This window comes from Enterobacter cloacae complex sp. SHL022 (assembly GCF_049237785.1).
GTDB lineage: Bacteria > Pseudomonadota > Gammaproteobacteria > Enterobacterales > Enterobacteriaceae > Enterobacter > Enterobacter hormaechei_C.
In genome coordinates this window covers 21,407-42,304 of record NZ_JBMKJH010000008.1, presented here as the reverse complement: position 1 = coordinate 42,304, position 20,898 = coordinate 21,407, and the positions used below count along the sequence as shown (strand labels likewise).

Sequence of the window (20,898 nt, the reverse complement as noted above, 5' to 3'; positions counted from 1 at the left end):
AGGATGTGCAGATCCCGCCCGCATTGAGCCAGGCCGATCGGGTGAATAGGGTGGTTAGTGCTGGATAGGGTTGCCGTGACCGTCCAGAAGGACGTCAATCACGCAGTCACTGAGGCGGATGATTTCTGCATCGGTGTGCAGGTATACCCATTTGCGCTCCTGAATGACTGCGGAGACGCGATAAGTGCGGCCTTCATGCAATGCCATCATGCCTGGAGTGACGCACTGGCGAATGAGCGGGGTGGTGCCGTAGTGCGACATCATTTTTTACCCTCCACCTGAGCCAGCAGGCCAGAAACGTGCATCTGCCAGCGGTTAAGTACCAGCTTTTCACGCGGTGACGATACCGACGTCAGCTGCCACTCGTTATCGTTGAGCTTTTTGGCGGTGTACTGCTTGCCGTTGTGGGTGACTGTCATGATGCCTCCCGCTTTTCTTTGATGTCGGCGCGTAGGTGAATCTCTTTCCCATCAGCTGTCGGGAATATAAGGATGTCATCACGAACCGCGAGAAGATGGGCCACTGCAAATAGCGCCTCGTCTGTGACATCAAATTTCTCACCAGTGAACTCACGAACGCCGGGCGCCAATTTGCTTGGCTTTGATCGACCCGCGAAAATTCGCTTCGTCAGGCCTGAAAAACCTACTGTGATAGGGTTGCTCATAAATCCTCTTGGCCTTATCGCGGCGAACGGAACGGTTAATACAAGACTTCAACGCATTTATTCAGTGTTTCAATGGGCAGTGGATGGCCGCCGGTTGTCATAACTAACCGCACTCATCGAGAACGGTGAGGTATGAAAAAAGCCGCTGTTTAGGCGGCTTTACCTTCGAACTTTGTCCCGCAGAACGGGCAGTAATTAATTGCGAGTTTGGTGTCAGCGTTTGTTAGGCGCTGCTCCGGATCCCCGTTTTTCTTGCGTTTTCGATATCGCACGTTGAACGGGAGCATTACCTGGCAATAGTCCCCTTTTTCGAGAACCCAAACGCGGTTACCAAAATCACACTCATCCATCGAATGAACGGCGTCACCAAGCGCCTCTTTGACGCGTTCTACCATCCTTTCCTTAACTTCTGTGAAACACTTACATGCCATCGCCTTACCCTCTGTCGTTACCCGCTGACGGGCGAAAAAAAGGCCGCCACTGGCAGCCTTAATCAATTTCTTCAACCGTGATTTTGCAAACGATGGCGTACCGCTTAACCGGGTCACCATCTGCGTCCTCTGGGTGTGCATATGAATCGCGTGTCATCAGATAACTTATGATGTCGCTAACCTCTGACATGTCAGGGCGCTTCGTAAACAGAGCGTCAGCACCAATAATTGCTATTGTCTCTTTCATACTTCACCTCATGTGATTTGCCCGCTGATGCGGGAGAAATGTTTTGGTGCTGGCTCCCCACTTTCAAGCAGCAGGGAAGGCCGTCGTCGCCTTGGTGAGCCATTACCTCACCAACTAGCTGATAACCGTCTGCCAGCCCAAAACATTCCAACTGAAGATTCCCCGATGTTCGGGAACTGAGCAGCAAACCATTCCGGTGCGGAGTCCTCTTCGTGTGCTATACCCGCCACGCGTTACACACCTGCCTCAATCCCATTGGGCGCCATTTCAATTTGCCAGGAGCGCTCCGGGTGATTTGCTGCTTGACTGAATTCTTAATGAGCAGGCGACTTGCTGTCCGCCGCTGGCTAACTTCGCTCAGCTGTCGATGTTTCGTTTCGATGGACTCATTAAAAACCATAGTTGTTTTATCGTCAACAACAATAGTTGTATTAATGGTTGTTTTGGTTTTATTTGGTTGTATTTGAAAGGAATTTATTTTTAAGAAATTTTTGGTGGTGGGGTTTGGACAATAAAAAACCCCGCCGGAGCGAGGTTTCATGGGTGGGGAGTATTTATCGGTTTTGGCTTTTCAGGTAATCGGAGATCTCTTTGGCTGCCGCGCACTGCGCTTTCAGCTCATTGTTCATTTTTGCTTTAACTTCGTCAGAACTACTCTCGCATCCAGCATCAAGCGAAGTGATGTTGTAAACAGCCAGCATCGTAGCCTGGACTGCTACTTTGCACTGATCTGGCTGTGCGTGGTCTTTACAGATTGCGGCTGGTGATTGCTTTAGCTGATCGAGAGCCGACTCTTCAGCATTGGCCGCCAGAGGTGTCAGAAATAATATTGCCCATAAGAATTTTTTCATAGTTGCTTCCCTACCATATTGTTGATGTCCAAAACATTCTTCCGATTATCTGGACGCTATCAAGGTCCGCTTCTTCGTCTGGGTGCTCGACATGATTAAAGCTGCGAATGCTCAGCCTGTTCGGGCCCACACGATAAAGTATTTTTAAGCGATTCCATCCATCCTGGCTGATGGCGTAGACCTTTCCGTCCACGATCTTTTTGTCGTTAATATTGATAGCGACAGTCGTTCCTTCCGGAATAACTGGCTCCATGCTATTCCCATGTGCGGGGAAGCAGATAACACTTTCTCTGTGGGCATTAACTCGGCGTAGAGTCGCTTTTGAGAAGCGGAGTTTATAGCCATTGTAATCTTCGCGAGGGAACGTCCCATCGCCGCAGGCCAGCTCAATATCCTTTAGAAATGGCACTTCTACCTCGTCATCAGGTAATGGGGTTGAATTATCCCAAGGCTCAACGGTACCCCACTGATCAGACGGTGGGATGGCTTCATCCTGCCCAGTGAGAAGCATAGCGCCTTCCCCGGAACTCAACCATTCAGGCTTTACCTTTAACGCATTAGCCAGCTCAACCAGCTTCGTTGTCTGATTGGCTTTTCCTGTTTCTATCTTCTGGATAGCCGCCTGGCTCACCCCAACCAGATCCCCGAGAGCCTTTTGCGTAAGGCCTCGTAATGTCCTGGCTTCTTTCAATCTTTCAGCGAGTGTCGTTTTCATACGCGCAATGTACAACCATGGTTTTATTCCATCAAACGAAAATGGTTGTTGACTAAATACAACCATAGTTTTATTCTTCATTCATATTCACTACGGAGGTTGTTATGAACCCAACCATTAAAACCGCTATCACTATCGTTGGCTCTCAAAAAGCCCTTGGTGAAGCGTGCGCAGTGTCGCAGCAGGCGGTTTACAAGTGGCTACACAACAAAGCGAAGGTTTCTCCGGAGCATGTGAACAGCATCGTTAAAGCAACTGGTGGCGAGATTCAGGCATACCAGATTCGCCCTGATTTGCCGACGCTGTTCCCGTCACCGGCCGACAACACAGCCGCCTAACCGGCGGCCCTAACCACGAAAGGGAAAGCAATGCATTCACTTGCGTATCAACACAATACCGGAATACACCCGGGAGCGATGATAAACCGCGCTCAAGCTAAAGCGGCGCCAGACCACGAAAAGATCCGCGATGCGGTCCGGGCATGGTCGTCGGCGCTGGACAATCAGGACGTCGTTTCGGCGCTGATCATCAACGAATACCTGGAGCAGGGCGGGACCGCCATCAGCTTTCCGGACGATATCAGCCGGGCGCGCCAGAAGCTGTTTCGCTTCCTCGATAACCGTTTCGACTCCGAACAGTACCGCGAGAACGTGCGCCAGCTGACGCCCGCAATCATGGCGGTCCTGCCGGTTGAGTATCGCACTCGCCTGATCGGCGCCGATTGCAAAATGTCTCGCCTGGCTGAGGCCGAGAAAGAACTCGCAGAGGCTAAACAGGCCGTGCTGCTGGACGCTCCAGAGCATCAGAAGCTGAAAGAAGTAAGCGAGGGTATAGCGTCGCTGTTCCGCCTCATGCCGGAGCAGGTAGGGCCATTGATGACGATGGTTACGTCGATGCTGGGGGTTATGTGAGAACTACAGAAATGGCGAAAGCCGGTCTGCGCGAACAGAACCGACTTTCTGGTGCAACAAACGCTAGTCAATTGCGAGGTCATTATGACAAACGCTAATCCAAAACGCCAGGCGCAGGAGGTTTAACTGTGTCGAACGTCGCTTACGCAAATTTCGCGGCGCATTCCGCCGCCAGGAGCAACCGGATGGAGAACCAGAAAACCGGATTCATCCCGTTGTACCGGAGTGTTCTTAAGCAAACCTGGTCGAAGGACGTCTTCCTGCGCACGCTGTGGGAAAACCTGCTGCTGTGTGCTGCTCGCCAGCCATATACAGCAAACTTCAAGGGGCGCAAATGGCCGCTGCAAACCGGACAACTGGTCACCACCTCAGCCGATCTCGGGCTGAATTTATGCGACAGGGAAGGGAAGCCATGCAGTCGCCACGCCGTAGACAGGATGCTTGATGTTTTCGAGCGTGAAGGGATGATTTCTCGCTCCGGAGAGAAGCGAAAGGGCTCTGTGATAACCATCACAAATTACGCTGAATATGCTCAAAAAATGGACGATTTACCCGAGCGTATCAACGCGCATATCTCCGCGCTTAATGCCGAGCATGGCGAATCCAGTAATGGCGCGGCTTCGGAAGGTTATGCCGCGCATAACGGAGCGCATTTACCCGAGCGTTTCACCGAGAATCATGAACAACAATGTAATAACAACAATAAAAACATTAAAAGATCTTCGTCCGAGAATTCTGACGAATCCTCTGACGCACGTCTGAAGAAATTTTTATCAGCTCATCCAGAAGCTGCGGTTTACACCCCATCCGGTGCGAAGTGGGGATCGGCTGAAGACCTCGAGATCGCTAAGTGGATTTCCTCCAGGGTGAAGCTGATTAACCCAACCTGCAAAGCCCCGGACATGACCTCCTGGTCTAACACCGTTCGCCTGATGCGCCAGATAGACAACCGGTCGCACCAGGACATCTGCGCGCTGTATGACTGGGCCAGCAAACACCACTTCTGGCAGACCAACATCCTCAGCCCGGAAAGCCTGCGTAAGCAGTGGGACAAGCTGACAATGCAGCGCAATGCTGGTGGCGAGCAGCGCGCCGCTAAGCCGGATCTGGACTTCAACAACACTGACTGGGCCTATGAGGTGATGCGATGAAATCTCTTGCAGAGCAGATGCGTAACCACGACCGCGAGCAGATGAGCCGCATGGCCCATAACCTGCCAGAGCAGTACCAGGAGCGCGTGCCGGTCGAGCAGGTAGCGCAGGTATTCAACAAGCTGTTCAACGAGCTGCGCGCCGCGTTCCCGGCCAGCATGGCGAACTTCCGCGAACAGCGTGACTTGGACGAATTCCGCCGTCAGTGGCTGCTGGCTTTTCAGGAGAACGGTATCCACTCAATGGCACAGGTCGATGCTGGTATGCGCATTGCCCGCCGCCAGGAGCGTCCCTTCCTGCCGTCGCCGGGCCAGTTCGTCGCCTGGTGCAAACAGAGCGGCGGCGTGCTGGGCGTCAACGTTGACCAGGTGATCGCCGAATACTGGGACTGGCGTAACCGTTCGTTTGAATTCACCTCCAGTGAGCATTTCCCCTGGTCGCAGCCGGTCATGTACCACATCTGCGTTGAACTGCGCCACCGCAGCACAGAGCGCCAGTTAACACATGGTGAGCTGGCGCGCGAAGCGGGCGATCTGCTGGACATGTGGGAGAAGCGCGTCACCGAGGGTAAACCAGTGCCGCCGGTACGCCGGGCGATTGCAGCCCCGGCTGCCGAGCACGGGCCGACGCCGATCCAACTGCTTCAGGCCAAGTACAAGCGCAACAAGTCGAACGGGATGGTGTGAGATGACCATAACAATCCGTGGGCAGATTCTTGCAGCTCTGCGTAATAACCCGGGCCTGAACAGTGCTCGCATTGCCACCATGATCGGCATGACCACCAAAAAGATTTCCGGCCCGTTAAGCACGTTGTTTGCAGACGGCCTGATCGAGTTCGAAGGCAAGCACGGCCAGCGGCTGTATCGGCTGACCAGCTACGGAATGAAATACGCACCGGAAACCATACCTGCCATGCCGAAGGGGAATTCGAAGTTGGTGCAGCGCACAGAGACAAACGTGATCTGCAAGGAGTGCCGCAACAGCGCGGCTATGAAGCGAGTATTAATGGTTTGGGGGAGAGTAGGGTTATGAGCATGATGGATTTCGCAGAAGCTAAAAAGGCGGTCGACGCCATCACAACCGACTGGTCTATCCGTGGCCCATATCACGAAGACGACGGGAAATATTACGCCTTGCTTCGTGGAGAGTGGGTTGGTGGCGGGTATATCGGAAAACGTAAGGCTCTTGATGCCATTCTCGAAAAGTTAACCAGCGAGGCCGCCCAATGAGCAACATCGACAAACAGGCGCTGAAAGACGAAGCAATCAGCAAGGCCTTTGCTGGTACAAATTTTGGCAGAGATGACTTTAAAAACATTCTGGCCGAAACGGTTATTGATGCCGCTGCGGGTTGGCGTTGCGGCTTCACAGCAACAACTATCTGTACTCAGCTTGGACTTTTGACACCGAAGGGTTGCGCGTCCGCACTTGGATTGAGGTTTATCAGTGAGCACGTTCAGCGCGAAACAAAGCGTCTGAAGGATGAGCTGGAAGCCGCAGAGAAGCGGATTACTGAGCTGGAGCGCAATGAAATTCGCGAAGAAGGAAACCAGTTTCTCGTCGTTCGGCACCCGGGGAAGCTTCCTGTCGTGAAACACTGCGCTGGCGAACTCGAAGGCTTTCTGCGCCAACTGCTTGAGCATGACCCTATGGCAACCATCGATATTGTTACACACCGCTATTACGGCGTTGGTGGTCAATGGGTTCAGGATGCAGACGAATATCTGCAAATGATGGCAGCCGCAGCCGGTAAAGGAGAGTGATATGCCCATAGCAGCCAACTACACCATGCATCTTTACTGCGACTGCAAGACCTGTACAGAAGAATCGTGGCACGGTCCAGAGTTTGGCGAGTACGTCGGTAACACGTGGTCAGAATGCGCGAAGGAGGCTCGTTCCCATGGATGGCGCATCAGCAAGGACCGAACCCGCGCTTTCGCACCACGCCATTATATTTCGAGGGCTAAACCATGAGCACACTTACCAAAGAATGGCTCCTGAAGACTATCGCGGAGCTTGAAGAAGAGCGCGATGCTATGCCAGGCGCAGTAAACGAAGATGCGGCTATGGCGCTCGCTGCGATGAAGCTAGCGCTGGCATCGCTCGAAGCGGAGCCGGTGATAAGCCATGTCGGAAGTAAAAATGCGCTTGATGACATTGTTGCCTTCATTAAAAGCAACAGAAACCCAACTCTAAAAGACCACAACCAAGTTTCTGAACGATTATTTCAGGACAATTGCCACGGTCTATCTAACCATGTCATTGAGTACATTAAGCAGATCGGGGAGGAGCTTGAGGAGTTGCGATCTACTCAGGACACCGCCCCGCCAGCGCCGGTAGCAATGAAAGACCATCAGATCCGTGAGCTGGTGAACGAGCTGCGTGATATAGCAGTCAAGTATCACGGGAGCCAGCAGCTTCGTGAACACATTGCTCGCACAATACGCGCCGCCATGCTTCAGGGTGTCGAAAACGCCGAGACGCCCACCACCATGCAGACCGCTCCAGCTCTGGATTCTTCGCCAAAATTTGCCGAGTCGCCCAGCGGCAACTCTCCGGTAATTCCGGATTGTTGGTGCCGCACATGCCGCCCTGTGGTCTTGAACGATATGCGCTTTGTGGTGTGCCCTGATTGCGGGAATAAGAGATGTCCCAGAGCAAATGACCATAAAAACTCCTGCACCGGCAGCAATGAGCCAGGTCAGGAAGGAAGTGCATACCCAGCCTCCCCGCAGGAGGTGAAAGGTGAATAAGGTCGAATTGCTTCAGAAGATATCGGTGCTCGCTACTGAATGCCACGCGCTAGCATGTGAGCTTGAGATTGGTGACGAGCGAACCGAAATGTTCGAAATCTACGGCGTACTGCTCAATCTCGGCCGCCGCGGTTACGCTGGTGAGGTAGGGCAGAGAATGAATCCTCTGCTCGCATCCTGCGATTACGACGACGAGGATGACGACTGATGCCTAAATCCCCCGCAGAACGCAAAGCCGCGCTGGAGTGATCACATCTGGATTGTTGGCAGATAAAGCATTTTACATCTCATGTTTTTATTCAGGCTAAATGCTAATGTGATAAGCACAGGTGGACAATGGACTATTATGCGGAGGGTTTATGGAAATTGATTTTTTGCTTATAGGTAAAGGCCTAACCGGTCAAATAAAACGGTATGATTATCCAAGAGATAAATTACGGGTTACTGAGTTAGCTGTTGAGTCTGCCAATGAGCCAGCCACCGTTAGACCAGCCCTAGTTTTTGACGTCGTTCAGCATAAGTATGACGGGAAAACATATGCAATTGCTATCGGGGTATCAACAGATTCAGTACAGATTAATGCTCTAATTGACAGGTTAAAACCTCAACCAATACCAGAGAGTTTGCTTATCAAAGGCGCCCCTTCAGAACAAAAATAAATTATAATCCCCTCAACACCAGAGGGGATTTTTTTTGGAGTAACTATGAATTGGGAATTTACTAGTGCCGACTGGAACATGGCTATTGCAGCGATTACGGCTCTTGGTGGATTGGCAGCAGCATATGCAGCATTCTTAAGTAGACAGACAGCAACGAAATCTCTTCAACTGCAAAGCAGGATGAATGCTTATGAGTCGTTAAAGAATTGCGCGGAGAGGGCTAACGGATATGCCAAAGGGAAGCAAGGTTCCGATTGGACATTCCATGATGGAGCAAACATTGTCAGAAGTCTGCGACAGGCGATGAAAATAATACAAGATTATAGTGAGTACAGTGATGACAAGGAAAGTGAAGAATTAAAAGAATACTTTATAAATCAGATTAATATGGAACTATTCGAAGAGCTGAATTATAACGATGCCCCCGGAGCTTTATTTAAGGGGAATGGAGATTGGAGCGCTGGAGTTAAGATTTATGAACAATGGAATGATGCCATTAATTTTTTCAACTTAATGATAGCAACTGATGCTGATCTGGCAGATTAAGCGATTGAAACATAAATGCTTCTACTTCAGAGAGATAGTCTATGTCAAAGCATAACATTGCAGCCAAACCGAAAGAAGAGCAGGACAAAGTAAACGTTGACCTTGCTGCGTCCGGCGTCGCGTACAAAGAGCGTCTGAACATGCCGGTTATCGCTGAAGTGGTGATGCGTGAGCAACCCGAGCATTTGCGAGATTACTTCCTTGAGCGTTTACGCCATTATCGAGAGTTGAGTATCAGCCTTCCTAAGGCAAACGACCCCCGTTACATCAAGAATGAAGAGGTAAAGTAGCATGACTTCCGAGGTATGGAGCGCCGTAGCCGGTGTGGCATCAGCTATCGCAGCTTCCGCGAGCCTTTTCATAACATGGAGAGGGCTAGTCTATCAAAAGGCTTCGCTAATCGAGTCAAGGCGAAGAAATATCCAAGACCTGCTTAGTTATCAAGCAGAAAGGGCAAATTCATCATGCAGTGGGAAAACAAGCTCAGACTGGTCTTTCTCTGAGTTTGCAAACATTATGTTCGCTATCGATACCGCGAGAAACATGGTCGCACGGATCAAAGAGAGCGATGGCATTAGCAGGGAAGAGGCTGGAACATATTTTTTAGATTTACTCAACCAGCACATCGTAGCCACGTTCAAACACGGCTCCCCTCCAGACGGAGCTTTTAAAAATAAAGGCTCAATCCCCGAGAGCCTTGAGGTCATTCAGTTGTGGAACCCTAACGCTCATTTTCTGGGTTTTACAGATGTGAATTTTGGCATAAGTTAACTTTGATTTTCTGAAATCAACCCGCCATAATCATGTCATCGGAGCTTGAACAACTCCGGTGACTTCTGCGCATTTAAGGGGACTTAAATGCGACCACAATCTGAACTCCTCACCTTGTCACAGATGCAGAAATGCACCTGCGATTTTCTGCATTCTGCGGTTTCCGTTAAGGAGGCCGTATGACACTGCCAGTAGACGGCATCAAACTCCATCGCGGTAACTTCGCGGCCATCGGCCAGCAGATTCAGCCATTGCTGGATGCCGGGCAATGCTTCCGCCTTCAGGTTAAGCCATGGCGCGAGAAGCGCAGCCTGTCGCAGAACGCTCTCAGCCACATGTGGTACACGGAAATCAGCGAGTACCTGGTTAGCTCCGGACGTACCGACGCGACTCCGGAGTGGGTTAAGCGCAACCTCAAGAAAACCTATCTCGGCTGTGAAGAGGTGACCTACACCGACTTCATCACCGGTGAGAAAACCACGACCTGGGAGCCACGCCACACCGCCGACCTCGATACAGGCGAAATGCATATCTTCCTGGTGAAGGTTGAAATGTGGTGCGCCCAGTTCGGTCTGGCCCTGACAATTCCGAACGGTTGCGAATACCAGCAGCTGCGCGATAAGCAGGAGGCGTGATGTCTACTCCACTATCCCGCGTCATCACCAACGAAATCTTCCGCGTTCCGGCGCGCCGTAAGCGTAAGCCCGCGATTAAGCCGTCTGATATCCCAACATTGAAGGGCTACACCGCCCGCCTGGTGGATCAGAAATGGCTGCGTCTCGCTGCACGGAGGAATCATGCGTAAACCAACCCGTCGAACCTGCAAGGTCTGCAAAGAGAAATTCACCGCTACCTTCGACAACGTCTGGTGGTGCTGTCCTGAGCATGGCGCCATCTACGCGCTGGATTTGAGGGCAAAGCAGAAGGTGAAAGAGGCCGCTAAGCGTATCAGTGAACAGAAAGAGGCAGAGAAGGCAGGGCGAAAACGCCGACAAGAAAAGCGCGAGTCACTAAAGTCTAAATCCCAGTGGGATAAGGAGGCTCAATCGGCCTTCAACCGCTACATCCGGATCCGGGACGAGGGGAAAGAATGCGTCAGCTGCGGCAATCCGCTCCTCGGCAAATGCAATTACCTCACTGGTAGCGCCATTGATGCCAGTCATTACCGTTCGCGCGGAGCTGCATCACACCTCAAATTCAACGTGTTTAACGTCCACTCAGCCTGCACCCGGTGCAATCGTCAATTGAGCGGTAATGCCGTCGAGTATCGCATCCGTCTTATCGACCGCATTGGCCTGGAGCGAGTTGAGCGTCTTGAGTCTAACAACGAGCCGCGCCGGTTCGATATCCCATATCTGAAGCGCATCAAATCCATATTCACCCGCAAAGCCCGGTCGCTGGAGAAGCGCCGCGCACGTCAACAGGAGCACGCAGCATGAGCAAAATACAGTACCCAATGACTACCGCTGCTGTCTTTGATGACGTGGTGTATCCGATCCATCTTGATGGCGCTCACCAGATAGAGCGCGAGGTATCCGGCGCAATCAATTGGTTTTGTCGCTGGAACAATGAGGAAAAAGCTGTAGTGAAAGCGCACGTCCTTTTCAGTTGCTGGGGCCTTTACCTGACGTACGAACAGCTAATGGCGGAGGCAGCATGAACCACGCCGACTTCCTCCGGTACCAGGCAGAAAGCGTTAAGCGCGCCAACCTGCCACCAGTAGCAAAGCACAGCCAGACCAAAACCAACCAGCCACATAAGGAAGCCGCATGAACAGTCAGCAACTGGAATACGTACGTCAGCAGCTCATTGTGGCGACCGCAGATCTGAGCGGGGCAACGAAAGGGCAACTGGTAGCTTTCGCCGAGAACGCGCAATTCACCGCGACTGCGCGCAGCAGGGGACGGAAAAAGGTATTCGACAAAGATAAGCAGCGCATGGTCAACCCGGACGGCCCACCGATGAGCGGTAGCCAGTCCCGCGCAAAGGGCTCATCCATCGCACTGGTGGGGCCGGTTGAGTTTGTGACCGCATCCTGGCGCCGCGCTGTCCTGTCGCTTGAAGACCACCAGAAAGCATGGCTGCTCTGGAACTACAGCGAGAATATCCGCTTCGAGTACCAGGTGGCGATAACTCAATGGGCGTGGGCGGAGTTCAGGGAGCAACTTGGCGCGAAGAAGGTTGCGGGCAAGACACTGGAGCGCCTGAAGAAACTTATCTGGCTGGCGGCGCAGGACGTCAAAAGGGAGTTGGCGGGCCGTGAGACTTACGAATATCAGAAGATGGCGGAACTGGTCGGTGTAACGCCAAAGAACTGGTCCGAGACGTTTACGGAGCGCTGGGTGGAGATGAGGCGTATCTTCCAACGCCTGGATAGCGGTGCTTTGTTGCAGGTTACGCGATCACGTTCACAACAAAAGGCGACAAATTTCGACAGAAGTCTTGCAAAACTGGATTGAAACGCATATATTTCATGTAAATCTGATATCGTCGCCATTGCTTCGTAGGTCGACAAAGAATTAAGAGCCTCGCCACCGTGCGGGGCTTTGTTTTTTGTGCTTTATGTAAACCAAGTGGTCTTTAAAAGTTAATAATCTTTTTTTACTTATGTAAAATATGGCCTCCAGTGAAAACAGAGAGGCCTCATCATGAAGAACTTCCAGCTTTATGTTGGCGGCACTAACAACATCACCTATCGTTACGAAATCAGAAAGGTGGATGATGCTTTTAGTGTTCGAATATTCAACGTCAAAAACAAGTTGCACAAAGAGGTCGGTTGTAAGTCGCTTCGCTTTGTGTCAGCTCATGATGTTATCGATGAGTGCACATCGCATTACAGGCGACACGCTGAAGGCTTCAAAGGCTTTATACGTGGGCTCATGATGCGGTGAAGGTGAAAACCAACAAACAGGTCGCTCAGGCGGCCTTTTTTGTATCTGCACAACAGGAAAGAGCATTGGCGTGAAGGGCTCATAACCCAACCCACGCAGCAGCATGGAGCGCCAACGAAATGCTCAGTGCTCTGTCCGTTGTGGTGTAACTTAATTCCCGCTTGCGGGTTGAATGGGTAGAGTAATGCATCAACTGGCATAGCCAGCAGGGCAGGCATGATGCTAATGCTGAACCTGAGTATCGGTTCGAGTCCGATCGCCACACACTTAACCCAGCCAGGGTATTTACGGCCAGAGAGCCAACATTGCCTTACCCTCACATTGCCAGCCTGTCGCTGGCTTTTTTATTTTCAGGCTCCGGGAACCATCATCGACACGCCTACTTGTTAAATCGTCCCGAGGGCCTGAACCAACTACACACGGAATAAATATGTCTGAGACCTTCACTATCGTAGGCGTTGGTCTTACATCGTCATCAGTCGGTGTAACCTTTGCCACGCTGTTTCCGGAGGCGACTCCAGCAGTGATGCTCGGATCACTCGCCGGAACTGCGCTATACGTTCTGACCTCAGATCCCCATCAACTCTGGAAGCAGGCTATCTTTGCGCTGATATCGTTTATCAGTGGCGTGTTCTTCTCCGTGCCCATGGCGAAAATCATGGCCGGAATCATCAACACGCCGTTAAGCCTGATGAAGCCACCGGCCAGCATTGAGGTATCGCCAGCTGTCGGTGCAATTGTCACTGCTTCCATTTCCGTGGCAGTCCTGCTGCGTATTCTCCGTAAATCCAAAAGCGGGAAGATGCCGGGGCTGGGGGAGGAAGATAAATGACATGGCAGCTTCTTCTGATGGATGCAAACGCCATAGTTTGCCTGTTAATCATGGTCAGGCTGATGTTTTTCCGGAAAGAGGGAAAGCGTCATCGCCTGAGTGTCGCGGTGCTGGCCTACCTGGTCATCCTTGCCGCCGGATTCAACGCCTTCAACATTCTTCTCGGCCACTACGTTCAGGTTAATCTAGGCGATCTGCTGCTTAACTCCGTCATCTGCATGGCGGTGTGGCTGGCACGCGGGAACCTGGCGAAGGTCATCATTACGGAATAGCCATGACCAAAGACGATATCTTTAACACCATCCTCGGCAAAGAGGGCGGTTATGTTGATCACCCGAATGATAAGGGTGGGCCAACGAACTTGGGAATTACTCAGGCAACTGCCCGCGCGCATGGTTATACCGGTGATATGCGAAATCTTACTCGTGAGCAGGCTCTGGCGATCCTTGAGTCTGATTACTGGTATGGCCCGCGCTTTGACCAGGTGGCAGAAGTATCCCCTTCTATTGCCGCCGAACTTTGCGATACCGGTGTGAACATGGGGCCATCGGTGCAGGTTAAATGGTTTCAGCGCTGGCTGAACGTTTTCAATAACCAGCAGCAGTTCTATCCGAATCTGATCGCCGACGGGCAAATCGGCCCACGTAGCATCAGCGCGCTAAAGTCCTTCCTGGAGAAACGAGGCGGCGAAGGGGAAATCATATTGCTTCGCGCACTGAACTGTAGCCAGGGCCAGCGTTATCTTGAGCTGGCAGAGCAGCGGCCGGCTAACGAATCATTTGTTTATGGCTGGATGCGCGAGCGGGTGAGCCTATGACGACACTCAAATCTGTACTGGCGGCAATCGGGGTTGCGATCCTGATGGTGCTTGGTGCCTTTGGTCTGGGCCGTTTTCGCGGGCGTGAACAGGCTGAAGAAAAATCAGACCGGCAGCGCACAGAAGAAAAGGCCGCATCCGCTGAAGCAGTAGCCAAACGCCGGGTAGAAGCAACGAAAGAGGCCAGCAATGTACAGCAAACTGTTAACCATATGTCTGGCGACGATGTTGATCGCGAGCTGCGGGACAACTGGACCCGTAAAGGTTGAAGTAGTGGACACGGCTTGCGACTGGGTTAAACCCATATACGGAACGGATCACGACTGGGATGTTCTGGACCGCCAGACGAAGAAAGACATCCTGGCGCATAACAAAGCGTGGCAGGTGAACTGCCAGAAAACAAAAGAATCGGGGGCAAAGTGATGAAAACTAACCAGTGCAGTGAAGGTTTCGACAACCCATCCAAGTTCCGCGAGGAATGGGATAAGCAGACCGAAAATAAGTAGGTCGTTACAGAAGCTCTTCACTGAGGGGCTTCGATAATGCTTTTAAAATAATGGCTTAAGTAATAATCTGATCCTTCACAAAAAAGGAGGCATCATGAAGTACGCTAAGCTTATTTCTACGCTTATTTTCGAGAGTTCAGATGGGGAAAAATATAAGTACGATATTTTTCAAGATTTCCCTGCGGCAGATTTCTACGCTGTAATTCATGCCCAACAGGAGGTCTCTACTGAAAAGTACGGCAACTGCCCGACGTGGATAGTAATCAACGGCTATTTACGGTTGGGTCCGCTTAACCCAGCTGCATGTGATGAAGAATGCAAAGCTCATTTCATGAATCATTATTGACGGCGTAGCCCTCATCCCCTTAGTTGGCAGGGCTTTGATTGCCATCACAAAGGCCACTCCATCCTAGTGGCTTTTTTAATGGCTTCAACCTGAAGGGCTAAATCATGTCCAGCATCTACCAAATCACCCTGACCACCCAAACAGGCGAAACCTTCACGGGCAAGATGTCACGACGTCAGCCTAAATTGGTAAACGGTGATGTGTTCAGTCGTAAGGTGTAAATGTTGAACGTATATGTGGACATCACTGTTCCATGCACCTCAATGCAAACTGATTTTTTCTGACAATCTTGTGGGAAACATGCCAATTCTTCTAGGGTTTTCACATAGGGTGATATGTTATCGGCATCGCGTTCGAGGAACTTAACTTTCCCAATTTTGGGATGGGAAGAAACGGTTCTTTGTTGAATTACATGAACAAAATGAGATGTTTGTGAAACAACGGACCTTGAGAGGTCTGTGATAATGTCTTTTTGCACCTGTTCATATAGTAAATCTTTTGGATAGTGATGCTTTAACTCTATTGTTGCAATACTGCATTCGTCTTCGCAAGATAATGGCCGTTCATAGATCGATAAATCTACAGCGCCAGTTCTAAGTTTTGGATGCTCACTTATAGCAATAACCGAACTTATCTGATTTATGATAACTACTAATTCATCACGAATCTGAGTTTCGTGCTTACGGTTGTAGAAGTAAGTATTAAGCTCGTACAATTTTTGATGCATTCGTTCATGGTTTATTGCTTCCAACAATAAATTTTGAATCATATTAGTCCTTTATCAATTCAAAGCGTTATAAGGATTATGCATGACGAAACCGGACTGGAGCGTACTTCAGCATCGGTTAACTGTTGTAGTTTAAACTCGTTTTCCGTCCACTGATACACTTGCCTGAGCTGAACTATTTGGTATGTAAATTTTGACTTTTGATCCACTTTCGGTAATCACCTCAATCGTCACAGATGTTGATGGTGCGCCAGTGTCATCGCCTGTGAAGGCAGTAACGATTTCTTCAGAGGTTCTATCCTCAATGATTGGCATAAGGTCGCCGTTAACCAAGCCAGCGTAAATTTTCACGTTCCCCATCAGCACCTCACAAAGGTATTAAAATGGCACTCACCGACAAGCAAGAGATGTTTTGTCGCGAGTACCTCATCGATTTAAACGCCACGCAAGCGGCTATTCGGGCGGGGTACAGCGCAAAAACAGCTAACCGTACCGCATCCGAGAACCTGTCAAAACCTGTCATCCAAAACAGAATCGCCGAACTTAAAATCAAGCGCAACGAGGACGTAGGAATTGATGCTGATTATGTGCTCCGGCGCTTGGTTGAGATCGACCAGATGGACGTTCTGGACATCCTTAACGACGACGGAAGCCTAAAGGCGATCAGCATGTGGCCTAAGTCATGGCGAACAACGCTTACCGGATTGGATGTCAGCACCACCATTCAGAACTTCGACGAGGAGACGACGGAAACCATCCTCAAGAAGATTAAGTGGCCTGACAAAGTTAAAAATCTCGAACTGCTTGGCAAGCATGTACGTGTACAGGCATTCAAAGAGCAGGTGGAGCAGAAGGTCACTGCAACCCACAGCATTATGCCGGTACCGTCCTGCGATAACGTAGACGACTGGGAAGCAGCAGCGCAGAAGCAACAGAGCGAGGTTCTGGGTGGATGAATTACAAAGCCGTCTGGAAACCTCTGCCGGGATCGCAATCGCTCTCCCTGAGCTGCCCGTGTAACGAGATCCTCTACGAGGGCACGCGTGGGCCGGGCAAGACCGCTGCTCAGCTGGCGCGCTTTCGTCGCTTGGTTGGTTTGGGCTACGGCTCGTTCTGGCGCGGTGTCATTTTCGATACCGAGTATAAAAACCTCACCGACATCATCACCCAGTCGAAGCGTATGTATCGCCTATTTAATGACGGTGCGCGCTATCTGGCGTCAGCATCCGAGCTGCGCTGGGTATGGCCGACTGGAGAAGAACTCCTGTTTCGCTTCGGCAAGGAGGAGGGCGATTACTGGGATTATCACGGGCAGGAATTCCCGTTCATCGGTTTCAACGAACTGACCAAGCAGCAGTCATCTGAGTTTTACGAGATGATGTTTTCCTGCCGGCGCTCATCGTTCCGGCCAGAGAATTACCCGCTGGAAGATGGTTCATTACTTAAGCCGATCCCGCTGGAGACTTTCAGCACCACAAACCCGTTCGGCATCGGCCACACCTGGGTAAAAAAACGATTCATTGAGCCGGCGCCGCGCGGCACTATCATTCGCGAAACACAGAAGGTATTCAACCCGCAGACCGAGCGGGAAGAGGACGTCACGCTTACCCGCGTTGCGATTCACGGCTCGTTCAAAGAGAACCCGTACCTCGATCCGCAGTACATCGCAACGCTGATGGCCATCAAAGACCCGAATCGCCGTAAGGCGTGGGTTGAGGGCTCGTGGGATGTTACCAGCGGCGGACGTTTCGACCATCTGTGGAATGCCTCGCATCATGTCATCAAGCCATTCCGCATACCGGATAGCTGGACGGTCGACCGCTCGCATGACTGGGGCGAATCGAAACCGTTTTCCAACCTCTGGTGGGCACGATCCGACGGAACCGCCGCAGAACTGCCTGATGGCCGCCAGTTCTGCCCGCCTGCTGGGACGCTGATTCTTATTGGCGAGTGGTACGGCTGCCCACCGGACGAGCTGAACAAAGGCCTGAATATGTCATCAACAAACGTCGCTAAGGGCGTTGCCTGGGTAGATAAACGGCTGGTGGGCGATGAACTTGCTGAGCCTGACGAAATCAAGCTTAACGGGGTGACGCAGGGGCAACTGAACATCATGCCTGGCATCTGCAAGAAGGTTACACCGGGCCCGGCTGACAGCGCCATATACAATACAGGCGATGATGAACTCTCCATTGCGCAGAAGATGGAGTCCCAGGGCGTTAAATGGCTTGAAGCAAACAAAAAGCCGGGATCGCGCGTTAACGGCGCCGCTCTGTTTGCCGATATGCTCGAAGCTGTCAATGAAGGTAAGAAACTGGAATCCGGCATCCCGGAGAAACCTGCATTTTACGTATTCGACTACTGCCGTGGCTGGATCAGCCGTGTGCCGGTACTCGTGCGCGACAGTAAAAACCCCGACGATGTAGATACCCAACAGGAAGATCACGACTGGGATGCTACCCGATATGCCGTTCTGCATTCACCGCCGAAGAGAGTCGGCAAAGTCACCAATCTGAGGCTCTAACTCCATGCCTGACATTTCAACACCCAATCTGGACTATGGGAACATGGTCGAGGCGTGGGATATCAACGATGCCCTGATGGGCGGCACGCTCTATATGCGACAGCTGGGCGAGCAATATCTACCGCGCTGGCCAAAAGAAGACAGGGAGGACTACAAAAAACGTTTGGCCGTGGCCACGCTTCTGCCAGCCTACGAAGAGACCATTAAGCAAAACATCGGGCGTGTATTCGCCGAGCCCATTAAGCTTGCCGAGAATGTGCCGGATCAGCTGCGAGAGTATGCGAAAAACTTCGACCTTGAAGGGACGCGCCTGGACGTATGGGCGCAGGCATTCTTCGGTCTGGCGATGCAGTATGGCCTCTCCCACGCGCTGGTGGATTATCCCAGGGTGGACACCGAAAAGGTGAAAACCAAAGCTGAAGAGAAAGCTACCGGCGCGCGCCCCTATGTCACCATGCTCAATCCACGCCAGGTAATTGGCTGGAAGTCGAAAATGGTGGACGGCAAAGTGGTGCTGACTGCGCTGCGTATCAAAGAGGTTGTGGTCGAAGACGGCGACGACTTCGGGCAGACTAAGGTCGAGCAAATTCGGTACCTGACACCTGGAAAGGTGGAAATTTACCGCAAGGCCAAGGATGCTGACGGTGCCGCGAACTGGGCGCTATTCGATGGGTGGCAGACATCCCGCCAGGATATCACTCTGGTCACGCTCTACACCAAACGCACCGGATTTATGTGTGGTTCACCGCCGCTTCTCAACATGGCTCTGCTGAATATCAAGCACTGGCAGAGCCAGAGCGAGCAGGACAACATTCTGCATGTCGCCCGGGTGCCGTTGCTTACGGTGTTCGGGCTGGAAGAGGGGCAAGAACTTGTGATTGGCTCATCCTCTGCCACTTCATTCTCCGATCGGCAAAGGCAGGGTCTGGAGTACGTCGAGCACACAGGTTCCTCCATCGGTGCCGGCAAAGAGTCGCTGGCAGAGCTGGTGGAGCAGATGCGACAGGCGGGTGCGAAGCTGCTGCGCACCGAAAACACCTCAACTAAATCGGTAGACCAGACCTCAGAAGAGAAAATGCAGGAGCAGTCACCGCTCTATACCATGGCGACAAGTCTCGAAGATGCGATCGACAATATCCTGCAAATCATGGCTGAGTACATCGGTGAAGCGGAAGGCGGCAACGTTGACGTGCGCACCGAGCTTGATGTCGAGTCGAAAGAGTTTAATCCACCAGCGGCGATGGCCATTCAGTCGCTGCGTCAGGGCGGTGACCTTCGCCGTATCGATGCAATCAAAGCCCTGCAAAAACTCAACCTGATTGATGCCGACGCGGATCCCGATGTGGTTCTGAGCGAGTTGCTTGCTGAGTCAGCATCTCTGACTGAACCGCCACCGGGCGAGGTGTGATATGGCTCGTTCGGTAAACGACAGATTGCAGGACGAGACCATAGCTCACGGACTTTACGTGACGCGCTACGGGACGGGTGTTGCCCGACGAATGGTGGGGCTGCTTAACAGGATGGATGCTGATCTGGCTGCCCGGCTGCTTGTTCTGCTGGAGGGTAAGCGCGCTGATACCTACAGCGCGCGTCGCCTTGCATCGCTACTGGCTGGTGTGCGCGATCTAAACCAGCAGGCCTACGAATCGGTCAATGTTGCTCTGATGCGCGAACTGACGCGTTACGCTGATTATGAGACCGGGTATCAGTTTGACCTGTTCAGCAGCCTCATTCCCGGTCAGGTGCTTAAGCACGTCCCGCTGCAAAGCATTGTCCCGGAACAGGTCTACGCTGCTGCGGTGGCGCAGCCGTTCCAGGGGAGGTTGCTGAAAGAGTGGGGCAAGAAACTCGAATCGGATCGTCTGGAAAAAATTACCAGTGCCGTGCGCACCGGATTTCTTCAGGGTGAAACCGTCGAGCAGATTGTGAAGCGGGTCGCCGGCACGCCGCAACTCCACCGCCAGGACGGGGTTATAAATGTTTCACGTCGTGACCTTGCAGTAGTAACCCGCACGGCGGTGAACCATGTGGCCGCTACAGCGCGCCAGGAATTTGCACTGGCCAACAGCGATATCGTAAAGGCCAAGCAGTGGTCTTCGACGCTGGACACCCATACCAGCCAGTGGTGCATCATCCGAGATCGCAAACTCTATTCGCTCGATGGTAAGCCGCTGGGCCATGCAATCCCATATCTGCGCGGGCCCGGCAAAATTCATTTCTGCTGTCGCTCATGCGAAATTCTGATCACTAAATCGTGGGAGGAATTGCAGATAGCCTCTGGCGAACTGAGCAGCGCCACACGCGCTTCGATGGATGGACAGGTGCCATCGCATACCAGCTATGCCGAATGGCTCGTCAGGCAACCGTACGCACGGCAGGAGCAGGTGCTGGGCGTTACTCGCGCGCGGATGCTGCGTGACGGCAAAATCACCGTGCCTGAGATGTTCAATGATGCCGGGGAGTTTCTGACCCTGGACGAACTGCGCCGCGTGGATGCGTCGGCGTTTGAGGAATAGGGTATGCGTAACGAAGATTTTCACTACGTTGGAGATGGTCG

At 52.0% G+C, this 20,898-nt stretch carries 39 protein-coding genes; 31 read left to right on the top strand and 8 right to left on the bottom strand.

All coding sequences use genetic code 11. From position 1 onward, the window contains the following. Nucleotides 1-54 precede the first annotated feature (54 nt). From ACOTZD_RS16770 to ACOTZD_RS16745, 6 genes are all read right to left on the bottom strand, one after another. Entirely contained in the window at nucleotides 55-264 is a 210-nt protein-coding gene (locus tag ACOTZD_RS16770) for a cell division protein FtsZ (RefSeq protein WP_047633456.1), read from the bottom strand. Beyond that, nucleotides 261-419 carry a hypothetical protein gene (locus tag ACOTZD_RS16765; protein WP_058655456.1) on the bottom strand — a complete coding sequence of 53 codons (159 nt, stop codon included), beginning with the start codon at nucleotides 417-419 and terminating at the stop codon, nucleotides 261-263. Before ACOTZD_RS16765 ends, ACOTZD_RS16770 begins: the two co-directional genes overlap by 4 nt. Continuing rightward, a complete protein-coding gene (locus ACOTZD_RS16760; protein ID WP_022651079.1) occupies nucleotides 416-664 on the bottom strand; it encodes a DUF7446 family protein in 249 nt (82 codons plus the stop codon). The genes ACOTZD_RS16765 and ACOTZD_RS16760 overlap by 4 nt, the downstream gene beginning before the upstream one ends. A 149-nt stretch (nucleotides 665-813) precedes the next feature. Then, entirely contained in the window at nucleotides 814-1,215 is a 402-nt protein-coding gene (locus tag ACOTZD_RS16755) for a hypothetical protein (protein ID WP_154818531.1), read from the bottom strand. Nucleotides 1,216-1,896: 681 nt separating this feature from the next. Further along, nucleotides 1,897-2,193, bottom strand: a complete 297-nt coding sequence (locus ACOTZD_RS16750) for a hypothetical protein (protein WP_032638902.1) — start codon at nucleotides 2,191-2,193, stop codon at nucleotides 1,897-1,899. 10 nt (nucleotides 2,194-2,203) lie between these two features. Next, a complete protein-coding gene (locus tag ACOTZD_RS16745) occupies nucleotides 2,204-2,974 on the bottom strand; it encodes an XRE family transcriptional regulator (protein ID WP_013095953.1) in 771 nt (256 codons plus the stop codon). Nucleotides 2,975-3,012: 38 nt separating this feature from the next. Between ACOTZD_RS16745 and ACOTZD_RS16740 the strand changes: the two genes are divergently transcribed. From ACOTZD_RS16740 to ACOTZD_RS16610, 27 genes are all read left to right on the top strand, one after another. Next, on the top strand, nucleotides 3,013-3,246 hold the full coding sequence (locus ACOTZD_RS16740) for a transcriptional regulator (RefSeq protein WP_013095954.1): 234 nt from the start codon (nucleotides 3,013-3,015) through the stop codon (nucleotides 3,244-3,246). A gap of 30 nt (nucleotides 3,247-3,276) precedes the next feature. Next, on the top strand, nucleotides 3,277-3,819 hold the full coding sequence (locus ACOTZD_RS16735) for a toxin YdaT family protein (RefSeq protein WP_421636346.1): 543 nt from the start codon (nucleotides 3,277-3,279) through the stop codon (nucleotides 3,817-3,819). 185 nt (nucleotides 3,820-4,004) lie between these two features. After that, nucleotides 4,005-4,970: a replication protein gene (locus ACOTZD_RS16730; RefSeq protein WP_421636345.1), complete on the top strand. Its 966-nt coding sequence runs from the start codon at nucleotides 4,005-4,007 to the stop codon at nucleotides 4,968-4,970. After that, nucleotides 4,967-5,656, top strand: coding sequence for a replication protein P (locus ACOTZD_RS16725; protein WP_421636344.1), 690 nt, complete (start codon nucleotides 4,967-4,969; stop codon nucleotides 5,654-5,656). Before ACOTZD_RS16730 ends, ACOTZD_RS16725 begins: the two co-directional genes overlap by 4 nt. Before the next feature lies 1 nt (nucleotide 5,657). Then, nucleotides 5,658-6,002 (top strand): transcriptional regulator, encoded by a 345-nt coding sequence (locus tag ACOTZD_RS16720; RefSeq protein ID WP_421636343.1) that lies wholly within the window; start codon nucleotides 5,658-5,660, stop codon nucleotides 6,000-6,002. Then, nucleotides 5,999-6,199 carry a hypothetical protein gene (locus tag ACOTZD_RS16715; protein WP_057059828.1) on the top strand — a complete coding sequence of 67 codons (201 nt, stop codon included), beginning with the start codon at nucleotides 5,999-6,001 and terminating at the stop codon, nucleotides 6,197-6,199. The genes ACOTZD_RS16720 and ACOTZD_RS16715 overlap by 4 nt, the downstream gene beginning before the upstream one ends. Next, nucleotides 6,196-6,732, top strand: coding sequence for an ead/Ea22-like family protein (locus ACOTZD_RS16710; protein ID WP_341483838.1), 537 nt, complete (start codon nucleotides 6,196-6,198; stop codon nucleotides 6,730-6,732). Before ACOTZD_RS16715 ends, ACOTZD_RS16710 begins: the two co-directional genes overlap by 4 nt. A gap of 1 nt (nucleotide 6,733) precedes the next feature. After that, the gene (locus tag ACOTZD_RS16705; protein ID WP_063932246.1) at nucleotides 6,734-6,943 is read left to right on the top strand and encodes a hypothetical protein; all 210 of its coding nucleotides are present in this window, start codon (nucleotides 6,734-6,736) and stop codon (nucleotides 6,941-6,943) included. Beyond that, nucleotides 6,940-7,722, top strand: a complete 783-nt coding sequence (locus ACOTZD_RS16700; protein ID WP_275378131.1) for a hypothetical protein — start codon at nucleotides 6,940-6,942, stop codon at nucleotides 7,720-7,722. The genes ACOTZD_RS16705 and ACOTZD_RS16700 overlap by 4 nt, the downstream gene beginning before the upstream one ends. After that, on the top strand, nucleotides 7,715-7,930 hold the full coding sequence (locus tag ACOTZD_RS16695; RefSeq protein ID WP_063407870.1) for a hypothetical protein: 216 nt from the start codon (nucleotides 7,715-7,717) through the stop codon (nucleotides 7,928-7,930). Before ACOTZD_RS16700 ends, ACOTZD_RS16695 begins: the two co-directional genes overlap by 8 nt. Nucleotides 7,931-8,081: 151 nt before the next feature. Continuing rightward, the gene (locus ACOTZD_RS16690) at nucleotides 8,082-8,381 is read left to right on the top strand and encodes a hypothetical protein (protein WP_049110418.1); all 300 of its coding nucleotides are present in this window, start codon (nucleotides 8,082-8,084) and stop codon (nucleotides 8,379-8,381) included. Between the two features lie 45 nt (nucleotides 8,382-8,426). Next, nucleotides 8,427-8,927: a hypothetical protein gene (locus ACOTZD_RS16685; protein WP_421636342.1), complete on the top strand. Its 501-nt coding sequence runs from the start codon at nucleotides 8,427-8,429 to the stop codon at nucleotides 8,925-8,927. Between the two features lie 41 nt (nucleotides 8,928-8,968). Beyond that, entirely contained in the window at nucleotides 8,969-9,217 is a 249-nt protein-coding gene (locus ACOTZD_RS16680) for a DNA polymerase III subunit theta (RefSeq protein ID WP_063407868.1), read from the top strand. Nucleotide 9,218: 1 nt separating this feature from the next. Next, on the top strand, nucleotides 9,219-9,698 hold the full coding sequence (locus ACOTZD_RS16675; protein ID WP_058671426.1) for a hypothetical protein: 480 nt from the start codon (nucleotides 9,219-9,221) through the stop codon (nucleotides 9,696-9,698). A gap of 179 nt (nucleotides 9,699-9,877) precedes the next feature. Continuing rightward, nucleotides 9,878-10,333 carry a YbcN family protein gene (locus tag ACOTZD_RS16670; protein ID WP_023277185.1) on the top strand — a complete coding sequence of 152 codons (456 nt, stop codon included), beginning with the start codon at nucleotides 9,878-9,880 and terminating at the stop codon, nucleotides 10,331-10,333. Further along, nucleotides 10,333-10,503, top strand: a complete 171-nt coding sequence (locus tag ACOTZD_RS16665) for a NinE family protein (RefSeq protein ID WP_033486599.1) — start codon at nucleotides 10,333-10,335, stop codon at nucleotides 10,501-10,503. The genes ACOTZD_RS16670 and ACOTZD_RS16665 overlap by 1 nt, the downstream gene beginning before the upstream one ends. After that, nucleotides 10,496-11,137 carry a recombination protein NinG gene (locus tag ACOTZD_RS16660; protein ID WP_126293242.1) on the top strand — a complete coding sequence of 214 codons (642 nt, stop codon included), beginning with the start codon at nucleotides 10,496-10,498 and terminating at the stop codon, nucleotides 11,135-11,137. Before ACOTZD_RS16665 ends, ACOTZD_RS16660 begins: the two co-directional genes overlap by 8 nt. After that, on the top strand, nucleotides 11,134-11,358 hold the full coding sequence (locus tag ACOTZD_RS16655) for a hypothetical protein (RefSeq protein ID WP_045357552.1): 225 nt from the start codon (nucleotides 11,134-11,136) through the stop codon (nucleotides 11,356-11,358). Before ACOTZD_RS16660 ends, ACOTZD_RS16655 begins: the two co-directional genes overlap by 4 nt. Beyond that, entirely contained in the window at nucleotides 11,355-11,471 is a 117-nt protein-coding gene (locus ACOTZD_RS16650) for a hypothetical protein (protein ID WP_094881377.1), read from the top strand. Before ACOTZD_RS16655 ends, ACOTZD_RS16650 begins: the two co-directional genes overlap by 4 nt. Then, on the top strand, nucleotides 11,468-12,157 hold the full coding sequence (locus tag ACOTZD_RS16645; RefSeq protein ID WP_421636341.1) for a bacteriophage antitermination protein Q: 690 nt from the start codon (nucleotides 11,468-11,470) through the stop codon (nucleotides 12,155-12,157). The genes ACOTZD_RS16650 and ACOTZD_RS16645 overlap by 4 nt, the downstream gene beginning before the upstream one ends. A gap of 189 nt (nucleotides 12,158-12,346) precedes the next feature. After that, a complete protein-coding gene (locus ACOTZD_RS16640) occupies nucleotides 12,347-12,589 on the top strand; it encodes a hypothetical protein (RefSeq protein ID WP_040117303.1) in 243 nt (80 codons plus the stop codon). 430 nt (nucleotides 12,590-13,019) lie between these two features. Next, nucleotides 13,020-13,421 carry a putative holin gene (locus ACOTZD_RS16635; protein WP_001514183.1) on the top strand — a complete coding sequence of 134 codons (402 nt, stop codon included), beginning with the start codon at nucleotides 13,020-13,022 and terminating at the stop codon, nucleotides 13,419-13,421. Next, complete coding sequence (locus tag ACOTZD_RS16630; protein ID WP_137041941.1) at nucleotides 13,418-13,693, top strand: phage holin family protein; 276 nt, start codon at nucleotides 13,418-13,420, stop codon at nucleotides 13,691-13,693. The genes ACOTZD_RS16635 and ACOTZD_RS16630 overlap by 4 nt, the downstream gene beginning before the upstream one ends. A gap of 2 nt (nucleotides 13,694-13,695) precedes the next feature. Further along, nucleotides 13,696-14,238: a glycoside hydrolase family 108 protein gene (locus tag ACOTZD_RS16625; RefSeq protein ID WP_137041942.1), complete on the top strand. Its 543-nt coding sequence runs from the start codon at nucleotides 13,696-13,698 to the stop codon at nucleotides 14,236-14,238. After that, nucleotides 14,235-14,507, top strand: coding sequence for a hypothetical protein (locus ACOTZD_RS16620; RefSeq protein WP_137041943.1), 273 nt, complete (start codon nucleotides 14,235-14,237; stop codon nucleotides 14,505-14,507). The genes ACOTZD_RS16625 and ACOTZD_RS16620 overlap by 4 nt, the downstream gene beginning before the upstream one ends. A 4-nt stretch (nucleotides 14,508-14,511) precedes the next feature. Then, nucleotides 14,512-14,661, top strand: coding sequence for a hypothetical protein (locus ACOTZD_RS16615; protein WP_039268941.1), 150 nt, complete (start codon nucleotides 14,512-14,514; stop codon nucleotides 14,659-14,661). 177 nt (nucleotides 14,662-14,838) lie between these two features. Further along, nucleotides 14,839-15,090, top strand: a complete 252-nt coding sequence (locus tag ACOTZD_RS16610) for a hypothetical protein (RefSeq protein WP_137041944.1) — start codon at nucleotides 14,839-14,841, stop codon at nucleotides 15,088-15,090. Nucleotides 15,091-15,265: 175 nt separating this feature from the next. On the opposite strand, the gene ACOTZD_RS16605 is transcribed toward ACOTZD_RS16610, so the two are convergent. Together ACOTZD_RS16605 and ACOTZD_RS16600 are read right to left on the bottom strand one after the other, a co-directional pair. Beyond that, nucleotides 15,266-15,859 (bottom strand): hypothetical protein, encoded by a 594-nt coding sequence (locus ACOTZD_RS16605; RefSeq protein WP_058691318.1) that lies wholly within the window; start codon nucleotides 15,857-15,859, stop codon nucleotides 15,266-15,268. Between the two features lie 90 nt (nucleotides 15,860-15,949). Further along, the gene (locus ACOTZD_RS16600) at nucleotides 15,950-16,168 is read right to left on the bottom strand and encodes a hypothetical protein (RefSeq protein ID WP_126501490.1); all 219 of its coding nucleotides are present in this window, start codon (nucleotides 16,166-16,168) and stop codon (nucleotides 15,950-15,952) included. A gap of 32 nt (nucleotides 16,169-16,200) precedes the next feature. Here ACOTZD_RS16600 and ACOTZD_RS16595 point away from each other — a divergent pair, with 32 nt between their 5' ends. From ACOTZD_RS16595 to ACOTZD_RS16580, 4 genes are read left to right on the top strand one after another with little or no spacing between them, the layout of a single operon-like run. Further along, nucleotides 16,201-16,773 carry a terminase small subunit gene (locus tag ACOTZD_RS16595; protein WP_048218140.1) on the top strand — a complete coding sequence of 191 codons (573 nt, stop codon included), beginning with the start codon at nucleotides 16,201-16,203 and terminating at the stop codon, nucleotides 16,771-16,773. Then, nucleotides 16,770-18,341, top strand: a complete 1,572-nt coding sequence (locus ACOTZD_RS16590; RefSeq protein ID WP_048218138.1) for a terminase — start codon at nucleotides 16,770-16,772, stop codon at nucleotides 18,339-18,341. Before ACOTZD_RS16595 ends, ACOTZD_RS16590 begins: the two co-directional genes overlap by 4 nt. Nucleotides 18,342-18,345: 4 nt before the next feature. Beyond that, nucleotides 18,346-19,749: a DUF4055 domain-containing protein gene (locus tag ACOTZD_RS16585; protein ID WP_048218134.1), complete on the top strand. Its 1,404-nt coding sequence runs from the start codon at nucleotides 18,346-18,348 to the stop codon at nucleotides 19,747-19,749. 1 nt (nucleotide 19,750) lies between these two features. Continuing rightward, entirely contained in the window at nucleotides 19,751-20,857 is a 1,107-nt protein-coding gene (locus ACOTZD_RS16580; RefSeq protein ID WP_149912270.1) for a hypothetical protein, read from the top strand. Nucleotides 20,858-20,898 lie beyond the last annotated feature (41 nt).